This window comes from Neobacillus sp. C211 (assembly GCF_051842875.1).
Taxonomy (GTDB): domain Bacteria; phylum Bacillota; class Bacilli; order Bacillales; family Cytobacillaceae; genus Neobacillus.
In genome coordinates this window covers 52,247-76,393 of the sequence record NZ_JBPXRO010000022.1, presented here as the reverse complement: position 1 = coordinate 76,393, position 24,147 = coordinate 52,247, and the positions used below count along the sequence as shown (strand labels likewise).

19 protein-coding genes and 1 pseudogene are annotated in these 24,147 nt (G+C 37.6%); 11 read left to right on the top strand and 9 right to left on the bottom strand.

From position 1 onward, the window contains the following. Positions 1–3 precede the first annotated feature (3 nt). Positions 4–1,242, bottom strand: a complete 1,239-nt coding sequence (locus tag ACSU6B_RS19510) for an amidohydrolase family protein (protein ID WP_410887834.1) — start codon at positions 1,240–1,242, stop codon at positions 4–6. Positions 1,243–1,335: 93 nt separating this feature from the next. Beyond that, on the bottom strand, positions 1,336–2,913 hold the full coding sequence (locus ACSU6B_RS19505) for a glutathione ABC transporter substrate-binding protein (protein WP_410887832.1): 1,578 nt from the start codon (positions 2,911–2,913) through the stop codon (positions 1,336–1,338). 295 nt (positions 2,914–3,208) lie between these two features. On the opposite strand from ACSU6B_RS19505, the gene ACSU6B_RS19500 reads away from it, so the two are divergent. The 8 genes from ACSU6B_RS19500 (at position 3,209) to ncs1 (ending at position 11,421) form a co-directional block, all read left to right on the top strand. Further along, on the top strand, positions 3,209–4,111 hold the full coding sequence (locus ACSU6B_RS19500; protein WP_214997804.1) for an ABC transporter permease: 903 nt from the start codon (positions 3,209–3,211) through the stop codon (positions 4,109–4,111). A gap of 22 nt (positions 4,112–4,133) precedes the next feature. Further along, positions 4,134–5,054, top strand: a complete 921-nt coding sequence (gene nikB / locus ACSU6B_RS19495) for a nickel ABC transporter permease (protein WP_410887830.1) — start codon at positions 4,134–4,136, stop codon at positions 5,052–5,054. 13 nt (positions 5,055–5,067) lie between these two features. Beyond that, positions 5,068–6,090: an ABC transporter ATP-binding protein gene (locus tag ACSU6B_RS19490; RefSeq protein ID WP_410887828.1), complete on the top strand. Its 1,023-nt coding sequence runs from the start codon at positions 5,068–5,070 to the stop codon at positions 6,088–6,090. After that, positions 6,090–7,085, top strand: a complete 996-nt coding sequence (locus ACSU6B_RS19485) for an ABC transporter ATP-binding protein (protein ID WP_410887826.1) — start codon at positions 6,090–6,092, stop codon at positions 7,083–7,085. Before ACSU6B_RS19490 ends, ACSU6B_RS19485 begins: the two co-directional genes overlap by 1 nt. A 90-nt stretch (positions 7,086–7,175) precedes the next feature. Next, a complete protein-coding gene (locus tag ACSU6B_RS19480; protein ID WP_214997807.1) occupies positions 7,176–7,916 on the top strand; it encodes a sensor histidine kinase in 741 nt (246 codons plus the stop codon). A gap of 13 nt (positions 7,917–7,929) precedes the next feature. Further along, complete coding sequence (locus tag ACSU6B_RS19475) at positions 7,930–8,622, top strand: response regulator transcription factor (protein WP_410887824.1); 693 nt, start codon at positions 7,930–7,932, stop codon at positions 8,620–8,622. Continuing rightward, positions 8,619–9,926, top strand: a complete 1,308-nt coding sequence (locus tag ACSU6B_RS19470; RefSeq protein ID WP_410887822.1) for a hypothetical protein — start codon at positions 8,619–8,621, stop codon at positions 9,924–9,926. The genes ACSU6B_RS19475 and ACSU6B_RS19470 overlap by 4 nt, the downstream gene beginning before the upstream one ends. 22 nt (positions 9,927–9,948) lie before the next feature. Continuing rightward, positions 9,949–11,421 (top strand): NCS1 family nucleobase:cation symporter, encoded by a 1,473-nt coding sequence (gene ncs1 / locus ACSU6B_RS19465; protein ID WP_410887820.1) that lies wholly within the window; start codon positions 9,949–9,951, stop codon positions 11,419–11,421. Between the two features lie 28 nt (positions 11,422–11,449). Here ncs1 and ACSU6B_RS19460 read toward each other — a convergent pair whose 3' ends face one another. The 4 genes from ACSU6B_RS19460 to ACSU6B_RS19445 form a co-directional block, all read right to left on the bottom strand. Then, entirely contained in the window at positions 11,450–12,673 is a 1,224-nt protein-coding gene (locus tag ACSU6B_RS19460; RefSeq protein ID WP_410887818.1) for an amidohydrolase, read from the bottom strand. 79 nt (positions 12,674–12,752) lie between these two features. Further along, entirely contained in the window at positions 12,753–14,318 is a 1,566-nt protein-coding gene (locus tag ACSU6B_RS19455; protein ID WP_410887816.1) for a glutathione ABC transporter substrate-binding protein, read from the bottom strand. A gap of 126 nt (positions 14,319–14,444) precedes the next feature. Further along, positions 14,445–15,914 carry an amidohydrolase family protein gene (locus ACSU6B_RS19450; RefSeq protein WP_410887814.1) on the bottom strand — a complete coding sequence of 490 codons (1,470 nt, stop codon included), beginning with the start codon at positions 15,912–15,914 and terminating at the stop codon, positions 14,445–14,447. Positions 15,915–16,159: 245 nt separating this feature from the next. Next, complete coding sequence (locus tag ACSU6B_RS19445; protein WP_410887812.1) at positions 16,160–17,323, bottom strand: ankyrin repeat domain-containing protein; 1,164 nt, start codon at positions 17,321–17,323, stop codon at positions 16,160–16,162. A gap of 425 nt (positions 17,324–17,748) precedes the next feature. Here ACSU6B_RS19445 and ACSU6B_RS19440 point away from each other — a divergent pair, with 425 nt between their 5' ends. Next, positions 17,749–19,458 (top strand): PucR family transcriptional regulator, encoded by a 1,710-nt coding sequence (locus tag ACSU6B_RS19440; RefSeq protein WP_410887810.1) that lies wholly within the window; start codon positions 17,749–17,751, stop codon positions 19,456–19,458. A 284-nt stretch (positions 19,459–19,742) separates the two neighbouring features. Here the strand turns inward: ACSU6B_RS19440 and ACSU6B_RS19435 are convergent. Further along, a pseudogene (locus tag ACSU6B_RS19435) lies at positions 19,743–19,901 on the bottom strand (alkaline phosphatase); the annotation flags it as partial. A 182-nt stretch (positions 19,902–20,083) separates the two neighbouring features. Here ACSU6B_RS19435 and ACSU6B_RS19430 point away from each other — a divergent pair. Next, positions 20,084–21,226, top strand: a complete 1,143-nt coding sequence (locus ACSU6B_RS19430; RefSeq protein ID WP_410887808.1) for a glycosyltransferase family 4 protein — start codon at positions 20,084–20,086, stop codon at positions 21,224–21,226. Positions 21,227–21,277: 51 nt separating this feature from the next. Next, positions 21,278–22,270, top strand: a complete 993-nt coding sequence (locus tag ACSU6B_RS19425) for a metal-dependent hydrolase (RefSeq protein WP_410887805.1) — start codon at positions 21,278–21,280, stop codon at positions 22,268–22,270. A 161-nt stretch (positions 22,271–22,431) separates the two neighbouring features. Here ACSU6B_RS19425 and ACSU6B_RS19420 read toward each other — a convergent pair whose 3' ends face one another. Together ACSU6B_RS19420 and ACSU6B_RS19415 are read right to left on the bottom strand one after the other, a co-directional pair. Further along, positions 22,432–23,742: an ammonium transporter gene (locus tag ACSU6B_RS19420; RefSeq protein ID WP_410887803.1), complete on the bottom strand. Its 1,311-nt coding sequence runs from the start codon at positions 23,740–23,742 to the stop codon at positions 22,432–22,434. 4 nt (positions 23,743–23,746) lie between these two features. After that, a complete protein-coding gene (locus ACSU6B_RS19415; RefSeq protein ID WP_214997818.1) occupies positions 23,747–24,106 on the bottom strand; it encodes a P-II family nitrogen regulator in 360 nt (119 codons plus the stop codon). Positions 24,107–24,147 lie beyond the last annotated feature (41 nt).

The window sequence follows — 24,147 nt, the reverse complement described above, 5'->3', positions numbered from 1 at the left end:
AGTTTAAACACGCACCAGGTCTGTGTCTTCCAGTTTACTTTCAACCTTTTTCCCTTTGAAAAACAATGCTTCTACCTTCGCTCTTCTTGCGACTGCTTCTGCTGAACAAGTTGCCTTTACTAGCATCATCGTTGCATCATCGCCAACTTTAGGCCAGACACGCTCACCTTCTTCATTCAGTGGTGTTACACCGCCAGTACCATATTTTAAGGCAGTTGATAATGAATATTCATCACTCAAACGAAATCTTTCGGCGAGAATCCCAAGCTTTTGAATCGTGTTTCCGGTTCCAAAAGGGGACCAGTGGTCTGTAATACTGTCGTGTCCAACAGCTACACGAATTCCTAATTTATCAAGAGCTGGTATCGGAATTGTCGCTCGATTTATAGGTACAGTAGTGGTAATATCCATTTCTTGTTCTTTTAGAATAGCGGTGATTTCTTTAAGTTCCTTACCATCCATGTCACCTAATGCAATCCCATGGCTAATCGTGGCTCTACCTTTGAGTCCAGATTCCCTCGTATAATAAGCCATGCGTTCAAATGTAAATACCCCTAATGTATTCGGATCATGTAAATGAATATCTACGCCCTTATTGTTTTCAACAGCAATATCAAAAATAGTGTTTAAAGATTTTTCAATATTCCGATCCACAGTCGCAGGGTCGACACCTCCAACTAATGTCGCGCCATTCTTCATCGCATCACGAATGAGCTGAACTGAGTCACTTTTTAATAAACCGTGCTGCGGAAAGGCAACAATCTCATAGGTAAGAACATCCACATATTTTTTCAAGGCATTGACGGTTGCCTCAAGATTTTTTAGTCCAATCACCGGGTCCACATTACAATGGGTGCGAATATGGGTATGGCCGTTTTTAATATATAATTCAATCATTTTCTCCGCACGCTCTTGGGCTGTCGGCAGGAGCTTTGGCAGTAATTCTTTTTCTTCTTCTAATCTGGTGAAAATGCCATTTGTAAGGGGCGTACATGCTTTCCATGGTCCACCATAATAGGTTTTGTCGATATGAATATGCATATCTCTTAAGGATGGCAGTAGTAGCTGACAATAAGCATCGTGCTGTTTAACCTTTGTATCAGGAATTTCATTTGTAATTTCAGTAATTTTACCGCCTTCAATTTTTAAGTGGCAAATTTCCGTCTCGGTTGCAACAATTCGATCATCTTCATAAATGAACCCTTTTTCTAAGCAGACATTCGTTAACCAAAAAGTGGTCATTCCTGTTCCCTCCTGTTATAGAACTAGTAAAAGTACTTTTTTTTACGAAAGTACTTTTCCACCTTGGACACTATTCATTTCTTCATAAAGCCTCTATTTAATTACCACATCATCAATCATTAGATAGTTAGCAGCATTTAACCAAAATCCACTTACATTTTTACTATAGGCAGCCAAATGTTCATAATTTCGGATAGGAACATAAACCGCATCGTCAATCTCTTTCTGCATTACCTTTTCATATAGCTTTAATCGTTTTTGCTCATCTGTTTCTTTTCGTGCGGATTCAATCATTTTGTCTACATCTGGATTACTATAGTAGAACGTGTTCCCTGCAGCTCCCTGTGATGCTGAATGGAATAAGTTATACTGGTTGTAATCACCGTCCCCAGTTGCATTACCCCAACCGCCAATAGCCATCTCGTGCTCACCTTTGTCGATCATGTCGATATAAGCGCCATATTCCATTACTTGGATCTTTACATTAATTCCAATTCCTTTTAATTGCGATTGCATCACTTCAGCCATGTTAATACGTTCTTTTCGGTCACTTGTTAATAAAGTGACATCCAATCCCTTTTCATAGCCAGCTTCTTTTAACAATTTCTTTGCTTCGTTCAAATCATAGTCGTAAGCTTTAACCTTATCACTGTATCCAAGCACCTTAGGGCTCATTGCTACATTGGCAAGGGTTCCAACGTTATTATAAACGCCTTTAATAATTGCTTCTCTTTCAATGGCGTGGCTGATTGCCTTTCGAACCCTTACATCATCAAACGGTTTTTTCTTTACGTTAAATCCAAGATATTCAACAGCTAGTCCTTCTGTACGATAGAGTCCCATTTTGTCGGAAGCTTCAATGCGCTCAATCTCGGTTACAGGTACTTGGTCATTAATATTCGCTTCACCAGTTTCAATCATAGCCAGGCGTGTCGCATCTTCGGGAACGACTTTGAATACTACTCGATCAATATTAGCTTTCTTTCCCCAGTAGTTTTCATTTCTCTTTAATGAAATTTCTTGTCCGGTCTTCCATGATTCAAATACAAATGGACCTGTTCCAACTGGATGCTGTGATAATGCATCTGGATTTTCTGTAATCGCTTTTGGACTAATAATACTACCTTCTTGGCTGGCCAAAATAGATAGCAGTGGAGCATAAGAATATTCAAGTAATAATTGAACGGTATAATCATCCACAACTTTTACTTCCTTAATCATGGAGAATTTCTCACGTTGCGGTGATTCCGTTTTCGGATCTAACAAACGATCAAATGTCTTTTTAACAGCTTCAGCATTGAATGGTGCTCCGTCATGGAATTTAACACCTTCTTGTAATTTAAATTCCCATGTTGTGTCATTTACGACTTTCCATTCTTTGGCTAACAGCGGTTGAATTTTGAAGTCTTTGTCTGGTGCAACTAGTGTCTGATAAACTTTTTGATAAATGATATTCGCAGAAGGAATATCTGTAATAAAATGCGGATCAAGTTTTGTAGCATCAGAAAGCCTTACAACTGTCAATGTACCACCTTGTTTGGTTGCTTCTTTTTTGCCTGCCGTATCAGTTGAAGAAGTTGATTTTGTAGAACAAGCTTGAGCAAAAATCATCATTAAGCCGATTAGAACAAATAGTAGTCCCCTATTCATACTGCGTCCATTTTTCTCCATTTTTTTATGCTCCCTTATTTTGTTATTTTGTAAATTCTGACCTTTCATTGGGTGTATCCACCATCCCTCCGCTAGTACATATCTGCATTATAAAAGACAATCAACAATAATATTTACAGAATATTTACTTAAATTTTAACTATATTGACATATTATTTAAAAAATATTTACTTTTCACCTAATTTTGATAATTTGTAATTAACCCAATAAAAAGTCTGAAAGTTTAGAAGGGGGTCTACCGCAACGATCAATTACACCTTATCTTTCAAAAAAATTAAAATAAGGAGGGTTTTACATGTCAGTTGAAGTAAACACTGAAAAACCAATTGTAATCACACAAACAATTAATCTACCGAAACGATCTAAATTAAAAGACTTCCTTTCTATTTTAATGGTTAATAAAGCAGCGATGGTCGGTGCAATTATTATCCTCTTTTACATTTTTATCGGATTATTTGCACCGCTCTTAGCCCCCTACAATCCATATGAAATTATATTAGGAGATAAATTACTGCCTCCATCGAGTGATCACTGGATGGGAACCGATGATAAAGGGAGAGATATATTAAGTCGTATTCTGTATGGCTCAAGACTTTCGATGGGAGTCGGTTTTGCTGCTGTAGCCTTTGGCTCATTCTTCGGAATCATTTTTGGACTAGTTGCTGGCTATTATGGAAAATGGGTTGATTCGTTCATTATGCGATTGATGGACGTCATGCTCGCCTTTCCTGGAATCTTACTAGCATTAGCCATCATAAGTGCTCTAGGACCTGGTCTTATTAATGTTACGATTGCGGTTGGAGCATTTTCCGTTCCGTTATTTGCACGAATTGTCCGCGGTTCTACATTAGAAGTGAAACGTCTCGAGTATATCGACGCCATACGGTCGCTTGGCGCAAATGATTTTACAATTATTTTCAAACATATTTTACCAAATATTCTTTCTCCAATTATTGTCCAAGGGACATTACGTCTTGCGACTGCGATTTTATCAGCTGCAGGCTTATCGTTTCTTGGTCTTGGCGCACAGCCTCCTTCTCCGGAATGGGGAACGATGCTAAGTAATGGAAGGGATTTCTTATTCTCTGCTCCATACATTGCGATTTTCCCAGGTTTAGCGATTTCTATCCTCGTTTTAGGTTTTAATATCTTTGGTGATGGATTACGCGATGCTTTTGATCCAAGAATGAAAAAGTAAAATTTAAGGAGGTTAGCAGACGATGTTGATGTTTATTTTACGCCGTTTAATCCAAATGATCCCAGTAGTAATTGGGGTAACTTTTGTCGTATTTTTTATCATGCAACTAGTTCCCGGCGATCCTGCTGTTTTGCTTGCAGGTGAAGGAGCATCAAAAGAAACAGTTAATGCCATTCGCGAGCAATTGGGGTTAAACCGGCCATTACTGGTTCAATATTTTGACTACCTTTTGAATGTATTTCAAGGAGACTTTGGTAATTCACTTAAGAATAGCCAGCCAGTACTTGATGAAATAATGGTTAGACTACCGATCACAATGGAATTAGCATTTTTTAGTATCATTATCACAATCGTTTTAGGTATGGCAGCGGGAATTATTTCAGCGGTTAAACCTTATTCACTTACAGATACAAGTGTTATGCTAGTTGCCCTACTTGGAATTTCCTTACCGAGCTTTTGGTTTGGTTTAATGATGATGTATTTCTTCTCCGTAAAACTGCAAATTCTTCCGGTTGCAGGATGGGATAGTATCCTTCACGTCATCCTTCCTGCTTTAACATTAGGAGCAGGAGGTGCAGCAATTGTTGCCCGGATGACTCGTTCCAGTATGCTTGAAGTCATCAGGCAAGATTATATCCGTACAGCACGAGCAAAAGGACTGCGCGAACATGTCATTATTTATAAGCACGCATTACGGAATGCCTTAATTCCAGTAATAACGGTGGTTGGGTTACAGTTTGGTGCTCTGCTTGGCGGAACTGTATTAGTTGAATCCATCTTTGCGATTAACGGACTTGGCAGAATGATTGTTGATGCTATCCGAATGCGGGATTTACCAGTGGTTCAAGGGGGAGTTTTAGCTGCCTCGTTAATCTTTGTTATCGTGAACTTATTTGTGGACGTATTCTATCGGTTCTTTAATAAACGAATTGAACTAAATTAACAGGTGGTGAATAATGGTGAGTGAGAAAAACAATCCAATTTTAGAAGTAAAAGGATTAAAAACACATTTCTTTACAAAACATGGTGTAAGTAAGGCCGTTGACGGTATTGATTTTACCCTTCGAAAGGGAGAGACTTTAGGTATTGTCGGAGAATCAGGCTGTGGAAAAAGTATGACATCACTTTCCATACTACGACTAATCCCCTCCCCTCCAGGGAAAATTGCCGGCGGACAGGTTCTTTATAAAGGAAAAGATTTAGTCACACTCTCAGAGGATGAAATGAGGAAAATCCGTGGAAACGAAATCTCGATGATTTTCCAAGAACCGATGACATCATTAAATCCTGTACTTACTGTCGGAGAACAAATTGCTGAAGCATTAAGATTGCATCAAGGTATGAGAAAAAAGGAAGCTTGGATTAAGGCCGTTGAAATGCTTAAGCTTGTGGGAATACCTTCTCCTGAAAAAAGGGCAAAACAAGAACCATTCCAATTAAGTGGCGGTATGCGCCAGCGTGTAATGATTGCGATGGCACTTGCCTGTACTCCAGAAGTGTTAATTGCCGATGAACCAACAACAGCCTTAGATGTAACCATTCAAGCACAAATATTAGAGCTAATTAAAGATTTACAAAAAAAGATAGGTATGGGCGTTATTATGATTACACATGATTTAGGAGTTGTTTCTGAAACATGTGATAAAGTTGCCGTTATGTATGCCGGCAATATTATTGAACATGCACCAACTGAAAAGATTTTTACAAATCCAAAGCACCCCTATACACAAGGGTTGTTAAATTCTTTACCGAAGATCCATGAGGACCAAGAAGAATTGCAAACGATCGAAGGGAGTGTACCAAGTCCGTATAATTTGCCGACAGGCTGCCGTTTTGCTTCAAGGTGCCCCCATCAGAAACCTTTGTGTCACTTACAGAAGCCTGATCTAATTGAACAAAATGATGGTGTTAAAGTACGTTGCTGGATGTACACTGACGAATGGACGAGACATGTGGAAAAAGAGGGGGCTGTTAAATAATGGTGACTGCTACAGAGAAAAAAGTATTATTAAAAGTGGACCATTTGAAACAATATTTCCCTGTTAAATCAGATTCCATTTTTAAACCTAAGGCTTATGTAAAGGCAGTTGATGACATTTCTTTTCACCTATACGAAGGAGAGACATTAAGCATAGTTGGGGAATCTGGCTGTGGTAAATCGACTACAGGACGCGCGATTCTACGTCTCGATGAACCAACAGATGGAACTGTATATTATGATGATAAAGACATTTTAAAGCTCAATAATAAAGAGATGCGAAAGCTAAGAGGAGACTTGCAAGTAATTTTCCAAGATCCTTTTGCCTCACTTAACCCCCGTCAAACGGTAAAACATATTTTAAATGAAGCAATGGCCATTCAAAATGTCGTTGAAAAATCGAAAAGGATGGAAAGAATGATAGAATTATTGGGGTATGTCGGTCTACCCCAAGAAGCACTTGAGCGCTATCCCCATGAATTTAGCGGGGGGCAGCGTCAGCGAATTGGGATTGCCCGTGCACTTGCCGTCGATCCTAAATTAATTATTTGTGATGAAGCAGTATCTGCTTTGGATGTTTCCATCCAAGCTCAAATCCTAAATCTATTAAAAAAGCTTCAAAATCAGTTTCAGCTTACCTTTTTATTTATCTCACATGATTTAAGTGTAGTTAGGCATATATCCGACCGAGTAATGGTTATGTATTTAGGAAAGGTCGTTGAGATTGCTAACAAAAAAGATCTATTCGATTCACCGCTTCATCCATATACAAAGGCATTGTTATCATCAATTCCTGTACCCAATCCGGTCCATAAAAGGGAACGAGTCATCTTAAAAGGAGATGTCCCTTCCCCCATCGATCCTCCAAGCGGATGCCGTTTCCATACCCGCTGTCCGTTTGTAACGGAGAAGTGTAAATTAGAAGAACCTGCCTTAAGAGAATTAGCTGAGAATCACTTTGTCAGCTGCCATTTTGCAGAACAACTTTCACAATAATGTTATATTAGAAATAAAAAACTTTATAATATTAAAATTGGGAGTATTTCTAGACTCCCTTTTTCTACATCTAAAGGAGAATCTCGTTTAATGCTTAATATTGAAGCTTTCTCCATCTACATTATGTTATGTGTCTTAGCCCCTTTACTTGGTGCATTTACTTTGCTGTTTTTATTTATATTTGAAAAACGAATTGATCTTTTAGAAAAGCAAACAAGGGAAATTGCTCTCGAGAAAGAACTGCAAACAGCCCTATATAATCAATTAAATCAGGAAATCCAACCACATTTCCTCTTTAATACATTAAATTCCATTTTAAGTCTTGCAAGGTTGGAGAGGAAAACAGAATTGATTCACTCGATTGAGACCTTTTCAAAATTGCTAAAATTTAAATATAAGACGAATACACCTTTAATAACCATTAATGAGGAATTATCCTATATCAATTATTATTTGGAAATACAAAAAATAAGGTTCCGTGACAGACTTCATTACGAAATATCAATGGATTCAACGGTGGGACAGGCTGTTATCATCCCTTTTTTAATTCAAACCCTTGTCGAGAACGCCTTTAAACATTCATTTGACAGACATATTGGTGAGGCTTTTTTAAAAATAATCATTGAAAAGAACGAGAAGGAAGTTTATGTAACTGTCTGGAACAATGCCTTAGAAGGACAGGTGGTCCAATCTCATAAAGATGGACTTGGTTTAGATAATATTGCAAAAAGGCTTGATCTTCTCTTTCCAGGAGATCAGACTTCAGTAAACTTAATACCTTCAGAAGACGGTACCAGTGTTTTAGCTGTTTTCCCATTTGTACTAGGATAGGGAGTGCATCCAAATGAATATTCTTTTAGTAGATGATGAACCACTTGAATTAGAACTGCTCGAATATTTAATTCAAAAAAAGTTTCCAAACTGGAAGTTTTTTAAGGCTCTAGATGCTTCACAAGCCATTCAAATTATCAAACAACATGAAATCTTTCTTGCATTTCTTGATATCCAGCTCCCAGGTAAATCAGGTTTGGAATTAGCGATGGAACTCACACGAAATTATTCAATGGATATTATCATGGTTACAGCTTTTCAGAATTTTGAATATGCTCAAATCTCGATAAGAATTGGGGTTGTTGATTATATTACGAAGCCTGTCATTGAAGAAGAGCTTTTAAACGTATTAAGCAGGTATGATCGATTGGGGCGATATACGGAACAAATCGTAAACGCCTTACAAATTATACATCAGGAATATAGTGAAAAATTAACATTAAATTATTTAGCTTCAAAGATTCACATTAACCCTGCCTATTTAAGCAGAAAATTTCACGAAGAAGTAGGGATGGGCTTCTCTGAATATTTAAATGATTATCGTTTAAAGGAAGCTCAAAAAATGTTAATTAATAATCCTGATTTAAGCATTAGTACGATTTCAGAAAGATGTGGATTTAATAGCCAGCATTACTTTAGCCAAATCTTTCGGAAATTGACTGGACAATCACCGAGTGACTATCGCTTAAAGGAGACATACCGTTGAATAGAAGTTCTTATCAATTATATATAAGCGGTGCGATTAAATTGGGGGTAAGCTTTGGGGTTGTTAGTCTTTTATCGAGGTGGATAACAGGCAATACGATCCTCTCTTCTCCAGAAACATTAATTAAATACGGATTAACCGGTGGAATTGGCTATTCTTTAATGGGGGCTTTAGCACTCATATTGTTTGGATTTTTAGCCAAAGTCATTAGAGAAAAATTTCCCGATGAGCAAACGATTGGAGATGTACTGAGAAAAAAATTATCACCAAGCGGCTACTGGTATGTCATTACAATTCTTCTCATTACCAGCCTGCACTCCTTATTTATCCAAGCAATGGGAGCGGGAATCCTCATTCATATCCTGTTCCCTATGCCTATTTTTATAGGAATGCTATTGTTTTTAGGCTTTTGTTTTTTTGTAGGCGGTGTTGGTGGAATGCAGCAAATGCACCAGTTATCAGGTGTTAATGTCTCATTGATCTTCGGCGCTGTTTTAGTCATTCCTGTCTATTTTTATATTCAGGAAGGTGTCCATCCTGTTTATGAAGGGATTAAACTTTTTCATCCTTATATTTTATTCTATAAAAATACAGATTCGATTTGGTTTATTTTCACAGCGATTTTGATTGGCTTTGGACAGGTCTTAATTGATCGAGCAACATGGCAGAGATTATTTATCATCAAAAAGGAAAAAATTCAAATGACCTTTACTCTAGCAGGAGTAATATGGGCCACAATCCCACTAGCTCTAACCTCCCTGCTAATGATTATTATGTTTGGCAGAAGCTATAAAGATATTTATTCGTTGCTTTTTGAACTTGTTGATAAAATACAATCAACCATGCTAATTGTTTTATTTGTTTTATTTTGCTTTAGTGCGATTTCGTCAGCAATTAGTGCAGAGCTACATGCGACGACTACCTTGGTTGTAAAAAATATTATTGATTTATTTCGTCCTTTATCTGACCACGAAAGATGGAATTTCACTTATATTTTTTCAGGAAGTATTTGTATATTTTTACTAATAATCGTGAGTATTTTTAAACCTACTCCGCTACAATTATTGTTTTTCTCTGGGAATATTTACGCTGCCATCATTGTACCGATGTTATTTATTATTCTAAGTAACAAATCGATTCCTGCAATCATCCCCTTTTCCTCATTGATTGGTGCCTTGGGGGGCTATATATTTATTCCCCTGAATGATAACTTAACGATCATTTGGATCAGCTTCATAATTTCTGGTTTGATTTGTTTATTGGTTTTTATTTTCCAAACCGTATCGACTAGGATAAAGCTTTAAGGAAGATTGGAGGTAAGCAACCTTGGGAGAAAAGCAAGTCATCCATGATGATTCATTGTCGGATAACACAGATTTATTACCAACAAAACCAGAAGCTAGAACATGGAAGTTTAGCCATTACTTCTCCATTTGGATGGGTTCGGTTCATAATGTTCCATCCTATGTTACCATTGGGGGTTTCTTTGCGTTAGGTTTATCGATATGGCAGGTATTTTTTATCATTATGACTTCATCGATAATACTCGCCGGAATGATGGCATTGAATGGTCATGCAGGGGGGAAATATGGAATCCCTTTCTCAATCCTGCTCCGGACCAGTTTTGGTCGCAAAGGAGCAATTATTCCAGGGGTATTAAGGGGGATAATCGCAGCCATTATGTGGTTCGGTCTGCAAACATATGCTGGAAGCCTTGCCGTAACTATTTTAATTGCAGAATTTTGGGAGCCCTATCCAACATTAGGAGCAGATTGGAGTTTTTTAGGATTAAATTTAGCCAATCTTATATCCCTTCTCCTCTTTTGGGTGATTAATGTCTTTTTTATTTTTGCAGGGGTAGATGCCTTAGGAAAGTTAACTAAGCTACTCTCTCCAATGGTATTTGTCGTTTTTGGCGGAATGTCCATTTGGGCAATTAATTTAGCAGGTGGAATCATCCCAATCTTAAACTTTAGCGAGAAAGGTGTAGAAGGAAATAGTATTTTGATTATCCTAAGCTGTATTTCAGCGATATTAGCAGCATGGGTGGCACAAATACTAAGCGTTTCTGATGTTACAAGGTATTCTCGCACCAATAAAGGCCAGTCATGCGGACAAATTGTTGGAATTCTAATTACCTATTTATTGTTTGCAGTTGCAAGTATTACCATCATCGTTGGGTCTGAAATTGCTTTCGGAGTTCCAATCTGGAATGTACTTGAAGTGATTAATCGATTTGATAGCAAATTTGCCATTATCCTTTCTCTACTTACCATTTGTTTAACGACATTATCTGTAAACATTGTAGGTAACATTATCCCTGCAGGGTATCAACTGGCCTCCCTATCCCCGAAAAAATTAAACTTTAAATCTGGTGCCTTCATTGGTACTATTATTGGATTACTGATTATGCCCTGGAAGCTGATGGAGAGCCCTACAAGCATTTTTACTTTTTTAAATATGATTGGTGGAATGTTAAGCCCTGTAATTGGTGTGATGCTTGTGGATTATTTTATTATCAAGAAAAGAGAAATCAATTTACAAGAATTATATTTTCCAAATAGTAAGGGCCGTTTCTCAAACGGAGTAAACTGGCCTGCACTGCTTACCACTCTATTCGCTGGGTGTACTAGCTTGATTGGTAGATTTATTGATATCCTTGAGCCGATTTATAATATTTCATGGTTTACTGGGATAATCGTTTCAGTCGTCCTATATTTACTATTTATTTATTTGAACAACCTGTTACACGCCAGTAGAAAAGATAAGAATTTGGCAAATATAACAAAAGGGGGATGATGTTTTCATCCTCCTTTAAAATTAATATCTAGCTAATGGAACCTGAAACCAAGTTACCCTGATAAAAAACTGCCTTACGGTTTGAACGTCTAGCAACAACTTCGGCAGAACAACTTGCTTCTACTAAAATCATATTGGCTGCGTCCCCTTCTTTAGGCCATTGCATTCTGCCTTTACTGTCTAAAGGCGTTAATCCACCAGTAATAAATTTTAATGCTTGCGAGAGAGCAACTTCATTTGTCCAACGACACCGTTCAATTAGCCGGCCAAGCCTTTCAAGAACGTCCCCATTTCCAGTCGGCCACCACGAATCAAAAATATTATCGTTTCCAATGGCTACATTCACACCGTATTCTGATAGCAAGCTTACCGGAGGAATATTTCTGCCAATTGGGAGACTCGTAACAATTGAAATACCTGCATCTCTTAATAACTCGGCCATGTCTGCAGCTTCTTCTCTTGATACATCTCCAAGTCCAAAGGCATGACTGATTGCCACTCTCCCTTCCCAGCCTGCTTGCTTCGTTAAATAGGCAAGACGTTTCATTGTGAAAGTACCTAAGTGACCAGGATCATGTAAATGCAAATCAATATCGGCATTACCTTCAACTGCTAAATCCATTAACTGTACCAATGATGCTTCAATATTATTGTCGACCGTTGCTGGATCGACAGCTCCGACAATCCCTGCCCCATTTCTCAAAGCTTCCCTTACAAGCTGTACTGTTCCTGGACGGAGCAAGCCATGCTGGGCAAACGCAACAATTTCAGAGCTTATTTTATTGGAATAAGATTCTAGAGCGTGCTGAACTCCTTCTAAATTTTGCAATTTCACCTCAGGATATATATCAACATGCGTTCTGACATGAGTGGATCCGTATGATAGTAATACTTCAAGCAAGGCTTCAGCACGTTTTTGTGTGCTAGATGAGATAGAAGCTAGAATATTCTTTTCAATATCACAGCGTTCAATTACGCCTGATGCCGGGATACAAGCCCGCCAATTATCACCCATATAGGTTTTATCAAGGTGAACATGCTTTTCGATGAAAGAAGGAAGCAAAAGCATTCCTTTTGCATCTATTAGAGGTAACACAACTTCAAATGGCTCAGAAGGTTTTATTATTTTTGAAATTTTCCCATCCTCTATTAACAGATGACACATCTCAGTCATAGTTCCTACAACAATTCCATTTTCTTCATAGTACCCTGTTTCAATACGTGCATTCTTTAACCAATACTTGCTATTCATTTCTATTCATCCTTTCATTGTTAATCACCACGATAAAAGAGGTTACCCAAAATGGATATCCCTCTTTTTAAGCTGTGTCTTATTTAATTGACACATCATTTATTTCTAAATAGCCTGATGGACTAATAGAAAAACCTTTTACATCTTTTCCAACAGCCGCTAAATTTTCAATAACTCGAACAGGGATATATACTGCCTCTTTCATTTCTATTTCTTGTGACTGTGCATATAATTCTTTTCGTTTTTCTTGGTCTTTTTCACGGCGTGCAGCTTCTATTAAACTATCGACTTCTTTATTACTGTAAAAGAAGGTATTTCCCGCTCCTCCCTGTGAGCTTGTATGGAAAAGGTTATACTGATTATAATCAGCATCACCGGTAGCATTTCTCCAGCTAAGGATAAACATCTCAGAGTCACCCTTGTTTACTTGGTCAACAAACGTACCGTACTCCAACACCTCTATTTTTATTTTGACGCCGATTCCTTTTAACTGTGATTGCAGTACTTCTGCCATGTTCACTCTTTCTTTGCTATCCATCGTTTTAAGTGTAACTTCAAAACCATTTGGATAACCTGCTTCAGCTAGTAATCTCTTTGCTTCATTTAAGTTATATTTATACGATTCCATATCAGGATGGTAACCGAAAACCTTTGAGCCTAATAAGGAATTTGCCTTTTTCCCCACATTATTATAGACACCTTTAATAATGGAATCCATTTCAACCGCATGGGCGATGGCCTTTCGAACCCTTTCATCATTAAATGGCTTCTTTTGAACATTAAAGCCGATATACTCTGTTCCATATCCTTCACTACGGTAAACATCGATTGCTTGTGAAGCCTTTACTGTATCCATCATTGGTACAGAAAGGGGTTCAGCTATTTGAGCTTCACCTGTTTCTAGCATCGAGATTCTGGTTGTTTCCTCAGGTACAACCTTAAAGACGACTTTATCGACCTTCGCCTTATCTCCCCAATAACTATTGTTTTTTGTTAATACAATTTCTTGCCCAGGTGTCCATGATTTGAAAACAAATGGACCTGTCCCATTTGGTTCTTTAATAATGCTTTTCCCGTATTTCTCGATAGTTTTTGGACTAATAATCCCGCCTTCATGACTAGCCAAAATAGAGAGTAATGGAGCAAACGGCTCAGTTAAAATAAACTGAACGGTGTAGTCATCTATTATCTTTACTTCTTTTACCATTTTAAAAACAACAGCTCTGGGTGATGCCACCTTTGGATCTAACAGTCGATCAAATGTAGCTTTTACAGCATTGGCATTAAAAGCTGATCCATCGTGAAATTTAACATCTTCTCGTAATTTAAACTCCCATGTCGTATCATCTAGTTGCTCCCACTTTTCCGCCAGCAATGGTTGGATTTCAGCATTATTATCACGACCAACTAAACCCTCATAGATTTTGCGATGGGTCACACTTGCTGCATTGATTGTTGACATAAAATGCTGATCTAAGTTTTCAGCGTCCGACAATCGGGCAATCACTAATGTACCCCCGTCCTTAGATTCTGTGTTTTTACCATTGCTTTTTGTGCTGACATCTTTACTTGTCGAGCAGCCTGTAATGACAAACACGATCAACAATATCAGAAAAAATCTACCTAACCCCCACTTTTTCACCATGGAATCCACCCCCTGAATATTTTTATAATCTTTCCTTCCGTTTATCTAATTATAAAAAATATTCAGACAATTTTATTTCGAAAATTTTTACTTTATTTTTCAATATCTTTACTACTTTTGATAATTTCAGATAGAATCCACTATTTTGAAGGACGTAGGAAATAATTCTCTTTCTGTCAATTGCTGATAATCTCTTTCTAAATATCCTTTTCTCATTTTGTTAAAATATTGTTGTCCCTTGGTTTTCATTTCTTCTAAATCAAAATTAGGTATTTTTTGGTCCTTCATTACAACCCTTCCATTAATAATGGATAGTTTCACGTCTCTTCCTGTTCCGCTCACAATCATAGTTCGGATGGGATCGTCGAGAACTCCCAGATGATATCCACTTAAGTCAATTGCAATAATATCTGCTTTCGCTCCAACAGCTAAACGGCCGAGGTCATTTCTCCCTAGGAATGTAGCTGCCCCAAGTGTGGCCGCCCGGAAGAAATCGGCGTATGTTGAACCCTCTACTTCTTTTTCAATGAATCGGGAAAACATGCTGCCTGTTCGAATGTTTTGAAATATATCTGGAGGATAGGTATCTGTTCCTAGCGCTAAATTAATACCTGCCCGTTTATATTTAGCAAATGATTCTAATGCCGAAGCATGCCTGCCAATGATTAAAGGACAATGAATGACCGTTGTATTTGTTTCTTTCAGAAGTGCTATATCATCGCCTTTACCTGAATGTGCTTCACTATATCCAGCAATAAAGTGAGCATGCGGAATTCCTGTATTTGACCCTAAAAAACCAAGGTCATATAAATAGCGAATAGGAGTTACACCGTGCTTTTCAACAATGGTATGATATTCATAGGTTCCTTGTGCTGCATGAAGTTTAATTGGCACTCCTAATTTATCACTATAGTATTTTGTTTGTGTCAAACTTTCTGACGTTTGACACTCAATTCGTTCGGGTGCCAGCATCCCCTTAACTAATCCATCAAAAGCTCCGTCAAATTCTTCTACAAACCTTACAGCATCTTTTAATCCTGCTTTTCCTGCTTCATCATCCCAGTACAGTTGGATAGTACCATCAGGTTTTACGACCCTGATTCCAGATTGGTAGCTTGGCCCAAGATAGATTCTTAATCCCAAACTTCCAGCATGGTTTGCTGCAGCAGCAAGCTCCTCATACGTTTCTGCCCATTCTTTATAAAGTACCGATGTAATTGGCATCGCAGTAGTAACCCCATGGAGAATCAGTTGTGAATAGGCATAAAGGGATTTAAAATTTTCTTCTTTAGCTGTCATGACTTCATGGTGTCCGTTTTTTATATATTGTTCAGACCAAAGCAGGTTATTCTGTCTGTTTGTCCTTGCCTCTAAATGTAAAATATCGTGGTCAATATCACCTAATGCATTTAAATCGATAAACCCCGGACTAATGACGGAGTTCCCCATATCGATTACCTTATTCACTGTGCCAAGGTAATTTTTGCCGACAAAGATTATCTTATCATTTTCAAAAACAACTTCCGCGTTTTCAATTAAGACGTGGTCTTCTCCATCGTAACCAATAACGTACCTTCCCTTTAATTTGGTTTTCAATTCAATTAACTCCTTTCATTATTCAGAAGTAAGCTTATTTAGACTCCCATAAATATCATTATAAAAAAAATTACTATTTTATATATTCGAAATCATTACCCTTTTTTATAATATTTCTACTTCTTAGTGCTCAAATAAAATTACACTAGTAAAAAAAGTTTCGTCCAACTCATACGTGGACGAAACTTTTTTAAGTATCGTGTACACTTAGCTATTTCATCATTTTTCCCCTTGGTTTAATTTGCTTATTTCCTTAGTAATTCAAGAGATTGCTCCTTATGCAAATGATATAACGGGTTAGCTGGATCATTTGCAATTGCATTCTCTATTGCTTCAATTGCTTCTTGATGTTTACCAAGTGACCTAAGGCTATTTGCCTTATGAAATGAAAAATCGTAGCGATTTGGCTTTAGTGCCAGCAATTTATCCATTTCAATAACTGCTTCTTCGTGTCTGCCTAGTTCTCTTAAGTAATTTGATTTATGATAACGATAAAAAGTCTCAACAGGGTTTAATTCACAGGCTTTATCGTATTCCGATAGAGCTTCCTCTGGTTTCCTCATTGCTCTTAAACAGTTGGCTGTATAGAAATAGAAGTCTAGATCCATTGGGTCTTGTGATAATGCTTTGTTGTACTCCTCTAGCGCTTCCTCGTATCTCTTTAGTTCTTGTAAGAAATAGCCTTTGTAGTAAATCAAATCAAGGTTTTGATTATCATCTTCTAGACCTTTTTCTATTTCTGAGATGGCCTCTTCATACTTACCAACTCTGGCAAGTTTTTTTGCCTTTTTGATAGATTCACTTTTTACGATATATTCTTTATTCAAGATGTTTACAATCTTTTGGTGCCCCATTTCTTGAGCATGCTGCAGCGCTGACTTCCCGTCCCTATCTGGAAGATTTACATCTGCTCCTGCTTCCACGAGCTCTTGAATAATATCAGAATAAAGCCTGCCGCCATTACCTAATATCACAGACTCTAGTAGGGCGGACCAGCCTAAATTGTTCACATGATTTACCGGAACTCCAGCATCTAAGCAGACTTGGACCGTCTTTAAATAGCCTTTTTCACTAGAAGGTAACAACGCCGTACCCCCAAATCGATTAACACTGTTTAAATCTGCACCAAACTTAAGCATCATACTTAAAATTTCATGAAAACCGTTCGCACCAGAACATATAAATGGAGTTAATTGGGTAAAATCTCTCGTATTGACGTCACTTCCAGCCTCTAGTAACAATTTCACTACGACAATTTGGTTTTTTTGTACAGCCGCCATTAAGGCTGTCCGGCCTGACGCATCCTTATAATCAATTCTGGCTCCTTCATGAAAGAGCTTTTCTACAGCAACATAATCCCCCTGCTCACTTGCATGAATAAGTTCTCTGTCTATGGTATGACTTTCCAAGTTCATTCTCTCCTTTTGTAAATAATTCGCCATTTTCGTTACAATGAATATTAATTTTCCTTTTAAATGTGCTATGAACAAAACCAGTTAAGCCCGAATTATGAATTCTTTCAATAAACTCAAGATCACCTTATGGCATTCCTCAATTGTGATACATCATTGATCTGGAACGTCTGTACATGCAGCCCTTCCAAAAGGATAAATTTGTAAGGTGCAGTATATATAAAGCACCAACTTCTTTTCATTTCTGTGAAAGGAAAAATTCGTTTAACTCTTATTTTAGTTTGACAAGATATGACTATACATGTTTATTTTAGATAGATTGCATAAAAGCATCATCGTTTAAGCAAACCAAAAAAAATAGATATCATTTGTGCATGTTATACAATTAAATGTGTAGATTTTTTGACAAAGGAGTGATAATCTTGCTGACCGTTAAGGATTTATTTGAAATACAAGCGATTGATGGCTTAAAGATTGTTGCTGGGGAAAAAGGAATTGATAATGAAATCTCAATAGTCAATATCATCGAAAATCCCGAGGCATTTGACTGGCTTTCACCTAATGAACTCCTATTATCAACGGGTTATATTTTTAAAGATAACGAGGATTTGCAAATTAGAATACTTAACGAACTTTCAGCTATTAATTGTGCAGGACTAGTTGTTAAAATGAAACGATACTTTGAAAAACTCCCACAGAAAATGATTGATCATGCAAATGAATTGGGTTTTCCACTGATTGAGTTACCCTTTGAATATACCCTATCAAAGGTCATTTCTATTATTAATGAGAAAGCATCTGGCCGTTATGATTTATTAAATAGAAAGACCTTAGACATGCATAATTTATTTTTTCGAATTACACTTGAAGGCGGCGGGATTGAAAGGATTTCTTCCATGTTATCGGGATCTATTAATAATCCAATTATTTTCGTTGACCAGGATTGGAAGCTGCTTCACTATACAGAACACCTAAATAATAAGGTACCACTTTCATACTGCTTTACTCTGGTTAAAAATCGACCTATTTTCAATAAAGAGTTTATTAATTCTGTCCCTAAAGAAATAAGTGAAATGAAAAAGAGTATTCAACGCATTTATTACATAGAAGGAATGGAAATAAAATGCCGCATCCTTCCTGTCGCAGTTGCAAATAATATTTATGGATATATTGTTGTATGGCAGACTGTCCAAGATTTAACGGAGTTTGACTTACTTATTTTAGAGCAGGCGTCAACTAATATGGCACTGGAACGTATAAAAGCAAAGGACATCGAGGAGGTAAAATTAAAAATCAAACAGGATTTCTTTGATGATTTGCTGACTGGAAAAATAACATCCGTCGATACAATTCACTCCTATAGTGAAATGCATGGATTAAATCCAAGTTATAGTTACTACTGTATAGTCATAAATTTAGAATCGGAGGAAGATGACAGTTATGATGATATGGTAGCAAGGAAGGTTCGGTTGGAGAGCAAATCCAGAAAATGTGTGGACTTAGTCTATAATCTTTCGAACTATTCAAAAGCTGAGGTCACATGCTTTCATAGAAACAATCGTATAATTATAATGATTGGTCAAAATAAAAATAAACCTTCTCTATCGGTAAATGAGGTAAAACAATACGGAAATACAATTTACAATGCATTTGAAAAGGAAATAAATAACACAACCTTTTTAATTGGAATTGGCCGTCATTACGAAACCATTCATTCCCTTCATAAAAGCTTTTCTGAAGCAAATGAATCTATTCGACTCATGGAGAAATTTAATATCCGAGGGGGAGTATCTCATTATGAAGATCATTCCATCTATCACTTTTTAGACAGTAATATCAAAGACATAGAATTAGAAGAATTTTTCATGAAAAGCCTTGGAAAAATCTATGAGCATGACCATTTACATGGGACGAGTTATATCATTACGTTAGAGAACTATTTTATTAATAACCTTAATATTAGTGAAACAGCAAAAGCGATGTTTTTACACAGAAATACGCTTATTTATCGAATCGATAAAATCAAGGAAATCTTAAATACCGATTTAAAAAACTCGGAGGAATTGCTGCAAATCCAATTAGCTTTAAAGATATTTAGACTCTTAAATAAAAAACTTCCAATCAATTCTTAAATCAGATGGGTCCCGTTCTCTATGAAACCTCGGGACCCGTCTATTTTATGTAAAAAGAAATCGATAAGCCCTTAATGAGAAATAGGACCTAAGACTTAGAGAAGATTACATATGGGAGTGATATATAATAACCTATTATCTTGATAAACTATTAAAGCAGGATATTCTGAAAGATCCCAAGATAATAAGAGGTACATCAGTGAAAAAGCTAGGGCTGGGGCAATCCCAATGGCGAACAGTAACAGTTGCTGTTCGCCATTTTAAAATAATGGCGATCCGGAGTTACCATTTCGATCAATGCTCATCCCGCCGGTTGAGTGATTAGCTGTCGCAACCAGAATCGTATCCTCTCTATTGAAGGCGAACTGAACTGCATCTTTAAACGCGACTTCAAAGTCTTTAACCTCACTCATTGCCCCTACAATATCATTGTCATGCCCTGCCGCCTGGTTTTTTTACTATACAGAATCTTTACATTTTATTAACAGAATCTTAAGAAGATTGGTTTCCTTTATTTAATACAATAAAGTGGAGTTATAATTTGGAGGGAGTAGATGAGAGTGACGTTTAAGTATCTAAAGTATCCCCAATACGGTAGTTCAATATTGGTCAGAAAGGAAAGGTTATGAGGATCGCCATTTTCACTGATACCTTTGACCCGGATATCAATGGAGTTGCTCGGACGCTTAAATATTTCATTCACTACTTGGATAATAAAAACATCTCGTACAAAGTCTTTGCACCCTATTCTCTTTCAAACGAATATGTTTCTTCAAACGTCCGCCGCATTAAAAGTCTCTCTTTTTTCTTATATCCTGAGTGTCGCCTGGCTTTTCCCAATCTTTCTCGTATTAAATCAGAATTAGAAGAATTCTCCCCGGATATCATCCATGTCGCTACACCATTTAACATGGGACTTTGTGGTGTCTATCTTGCAAAAAAACTAACTATTCCACTTGTCGGCTCCTATCATACTGATTTTGACCATTATTTGAAATTTTATGATCTTAGATTTTTTTCAAAAATCCTTTGGAAATATATGAATTGGTTCCATAAACCCTTTAAAAAATTATTTGTCCCTTCTAATGAAACGTTAACTCAACTCAAATGTCAGGGATTTGTTAATTTAGAAGTTTGGCCCGGTGGAGTTGACTGTCAGCTTTTTCACCCTTATTACGAAAAACAAGCTATTCGTGAGCAATGGGGGATTTCAAAAAAGTACCTCTTAACCTATGTAGGCAGGTTAGCCCCAGAAAAAGATGTACAGACACTCCTAGCCGTAGCAAAAGCACTGCCAGCTGAGATCAATGAGGAAGTTCAATGGTTTGTTATCGGAGACGGTCCCCAAAGGGAAGAACTTCAAATAGAAGCGCCGACGAACATGACATTAACAGGATACTTAACTGGAGAACAATTAGCGGAAATCTACTCCGCATCAGACTTATTCGTTTTTCCCTCTCCTACTGAAACGTTTGGAAATGTTGTGATTGAAGCACTTGCAAGTGGTACACCCGCAATTACCGCCAATTCCGGAGGCGTAAAAAATATTATTAAGGCAGGAGTAACAGGTTATTTGTGTGAAACCGGCAATGTAATGGAGTTTACGAACGCCATCTTGAAGTTATTAGAAAATGATAGCCTGAGAAAGCAATTGGGGATAGAAGGGAGAAATTATGCCCTAACACAAAGCTGGGATAAAATCTTTTCCAATTTACTTTGGCATTATCGAGCCGTTATCGATGAACCAAAGATACAAAAATATGCCTGATTTGTTGTACATTTTTTTCCCAATATATTAATAAAGTAGAGGAGTGATAGAGTGGATACTTTTTCGCATATTGTTATAGGGTTTGGCATTGGTGCTCTTTCTCAAATCGACCCTGCCGTATCATCTAATCAGACCCTATCACAGGCGGTCATGTTAGGGGTGGTAATAGGTTCAAATGCCCCTGATTTTGATATCATTTACAGATTAAAAGGAAAAGGTAGCTATTTCAGGAATCACAGAGGCCTGTCACATTCCCTGCCAGCTCTTCCTTTATGGGGATTACTGGTTTCAGGCTTACTTTACCCACTCTTCCCCGTTTCAGAATTTCTTCCTCTCTTTTTATGGACGTTCTTAGCAGTGATTCTTCATGTCCTTTTTGATTTATTCAATGTCCATGGAACGCAAATCCTGCTGCCTTTTTCCCAAAAATGGATTGCCTTTGACGCTATCCCATTATTGGACCCTTACATTTTAACAATCCATTTTCTAGGGTTTGGATTACTCTTTTTCTACCAGGCAGGGATTATCTTCTTAATCATTTATGTATTCATATTTTTATACCTGGCTGTTCGAACACTGTCAGCATTATTAACCAAAAGGCACCTACAGCAACATTTTATTAGAGCTGACCGTATAAAACTAATCCCGCGCATCACCCTATTTAAATGGGATATTTTTATCGAGACGAGGGAGGACTTTTTATTTGGAGTTTATTCAGATAATACACTCGACATAGAACATACTCTTTCCAAAAATATTGACTTTCCAGTATTGGTTTCTGAGAGTACAAATGACGAGTCCGTGTCAGACTTTCTTGCCAGTACATCGTTCGCTTATCCTTTTGTTGCTGTTAGAAAAAACGGCTACTTTGTTTATTGGAAGGACCTTCGTTTTCGTACCAAAAAATTCTTCCCGTCCCTTGCCATCATGTTTATTTCCTCTGATTTCAAAAGAAAGAATAGCTATATAGGCAAGGTAAGCTCTTTAAAACAATACAAAAAAGTGCTTCGCAGCTTAACGAATTCCTCTTCATCAATCAAATAAAAGTTTATAAAAAATGACCCTGGTTCAAATACCGAGGTCTTCCTTTAATATTGGGGGACGCATTTATTTCTTAGCTGCATCTTACCTGAACGATTCGGAGGTCAACGAAACAAATGTTTGCATAAAATAAGGAATCCCTCCGTGAAGGGATTCCTAGCTAACTACATTACTTCCTTCTCTTTCCTAATGGTAGGAGATGCAACGGTGATCCCCGTTGTTTCTTCAAAATTAAATAGGCTAGTTGGGATATCGGTAAAACGCTCTAATTCATTGTACGCAGGAATACCGTGATAAGACATATCTAAGCCCTCGTCTTCTTCCCGTTCTGTTGCTCGGAAACCAACTGTCATTGTGCATACCTTCGCAATAAAAGTTCCAGCAATTAGCCCCCAGACAATGACTACCACTGCACCCAGTAATTGCACCTTTAAAAGCGAGAATTCACCAGTCGTTAAAAAGCCTTGGGACCGATCAAGCAATCCAACAGCAATCGTTCCAAACACTCCGCCGAATCCATGAACAGCCACAGCGCCTACAGGATCATCCACCTTTAAATAATCGACTAACAGAGTAGCATAAATAACAAGCAAACCACTTAAAGCTCCAATCAGAATTGCACTCCATTCAGAGACATAGGCACATCCGGCCGTTATGGCTACCAAACCAGCTAATACACCATTTATCGTCATACTTGGATCGGCTTTTCCGAACTTTCGCATCGTCAAAAAGAGTGCTGCTGACCCGCCGCTTGCTCCAGCTAACATTGTATTAATAGCAATAGGCGCTAGCGCTGAGCTAGAGGCATCTAATGTACTTCCTGCATTAAAAGCAAACCATCCGAACCACAAAATAAAGGCTCCCGCTGAAGCTAACGGGATATTACTTGGGGCAAACACATTAACGCTGCCATCCGAATTAAACCTTCCTTTTCTCGGTCCCAATAGCTTTGCCATAGCCAAAGCAGTAAATCCACCGAGTGCATGAATTGCTGCTGAACCCGCAAAATCCTTCATTCCTAACTTTGCTAGCCATCCGTCGCTGTTCCAAATCCAATGTCCAGAAAGTGGATAGATAATCATACAAATGAGCGCAGCAGTGACTACATAGGCTTTAAAATTCATCCGTTCTGCTACTGCACCTGAAATAATCGAGACACATGCCACAGCAAACCCCATTTGAAAAAGAACAAAAGCAACACTTGGCAATTCAAGAGAAAGTACAATTTTCTCTGGACTTCCAAGAAGACTGGTCCCAATGAACCCGAAGGCATCTTTTCCAAACATTACCCCAAATCCGATAATCCAAAACGCCAAAGCTCCAATCGTTAAGTCCACAAAGATTTTCATCGTAACATTAACCGCATTTTTCGTCCGGACAAATCCAGCTTCCAGTAAACTAAATCCACCTTCCATAAACAAAACCATGGCTGCTGCAAGGACGACCCACACGGTATTTATATACATTAATTCCATAAGATCACCCCTTATCATTCACTAGATCATCAATATCATAGTCAATTGTCCCGGTCCGAATATTATAAGCTTCTAGAATTGGATAAATATATATTTTACCGTCCCCATCTTCACCGGTCTGGGCAGAATGAACGATGGTCTGGATTGTAGACTCTACCAAATAGTCCGAAAGAACAATTTCCATTTTTACTTTTGGATGGAGTGTCACTTGATAATTTTTTCCACGATACACACCTTGCGTATCTTTTTGTTTCCCTCTTCCAACCACCTGTGAAACAGTAAAACCCGTAATTCCTAATTTTTTCAAACCCTTAATTGTATCTGTGAGCCTCTCCGGTCGAATGATTGCCTCAATCTTTTTCAAAGAATCAGCTCCTTATGTTATATTTCCTAACATCAATATGT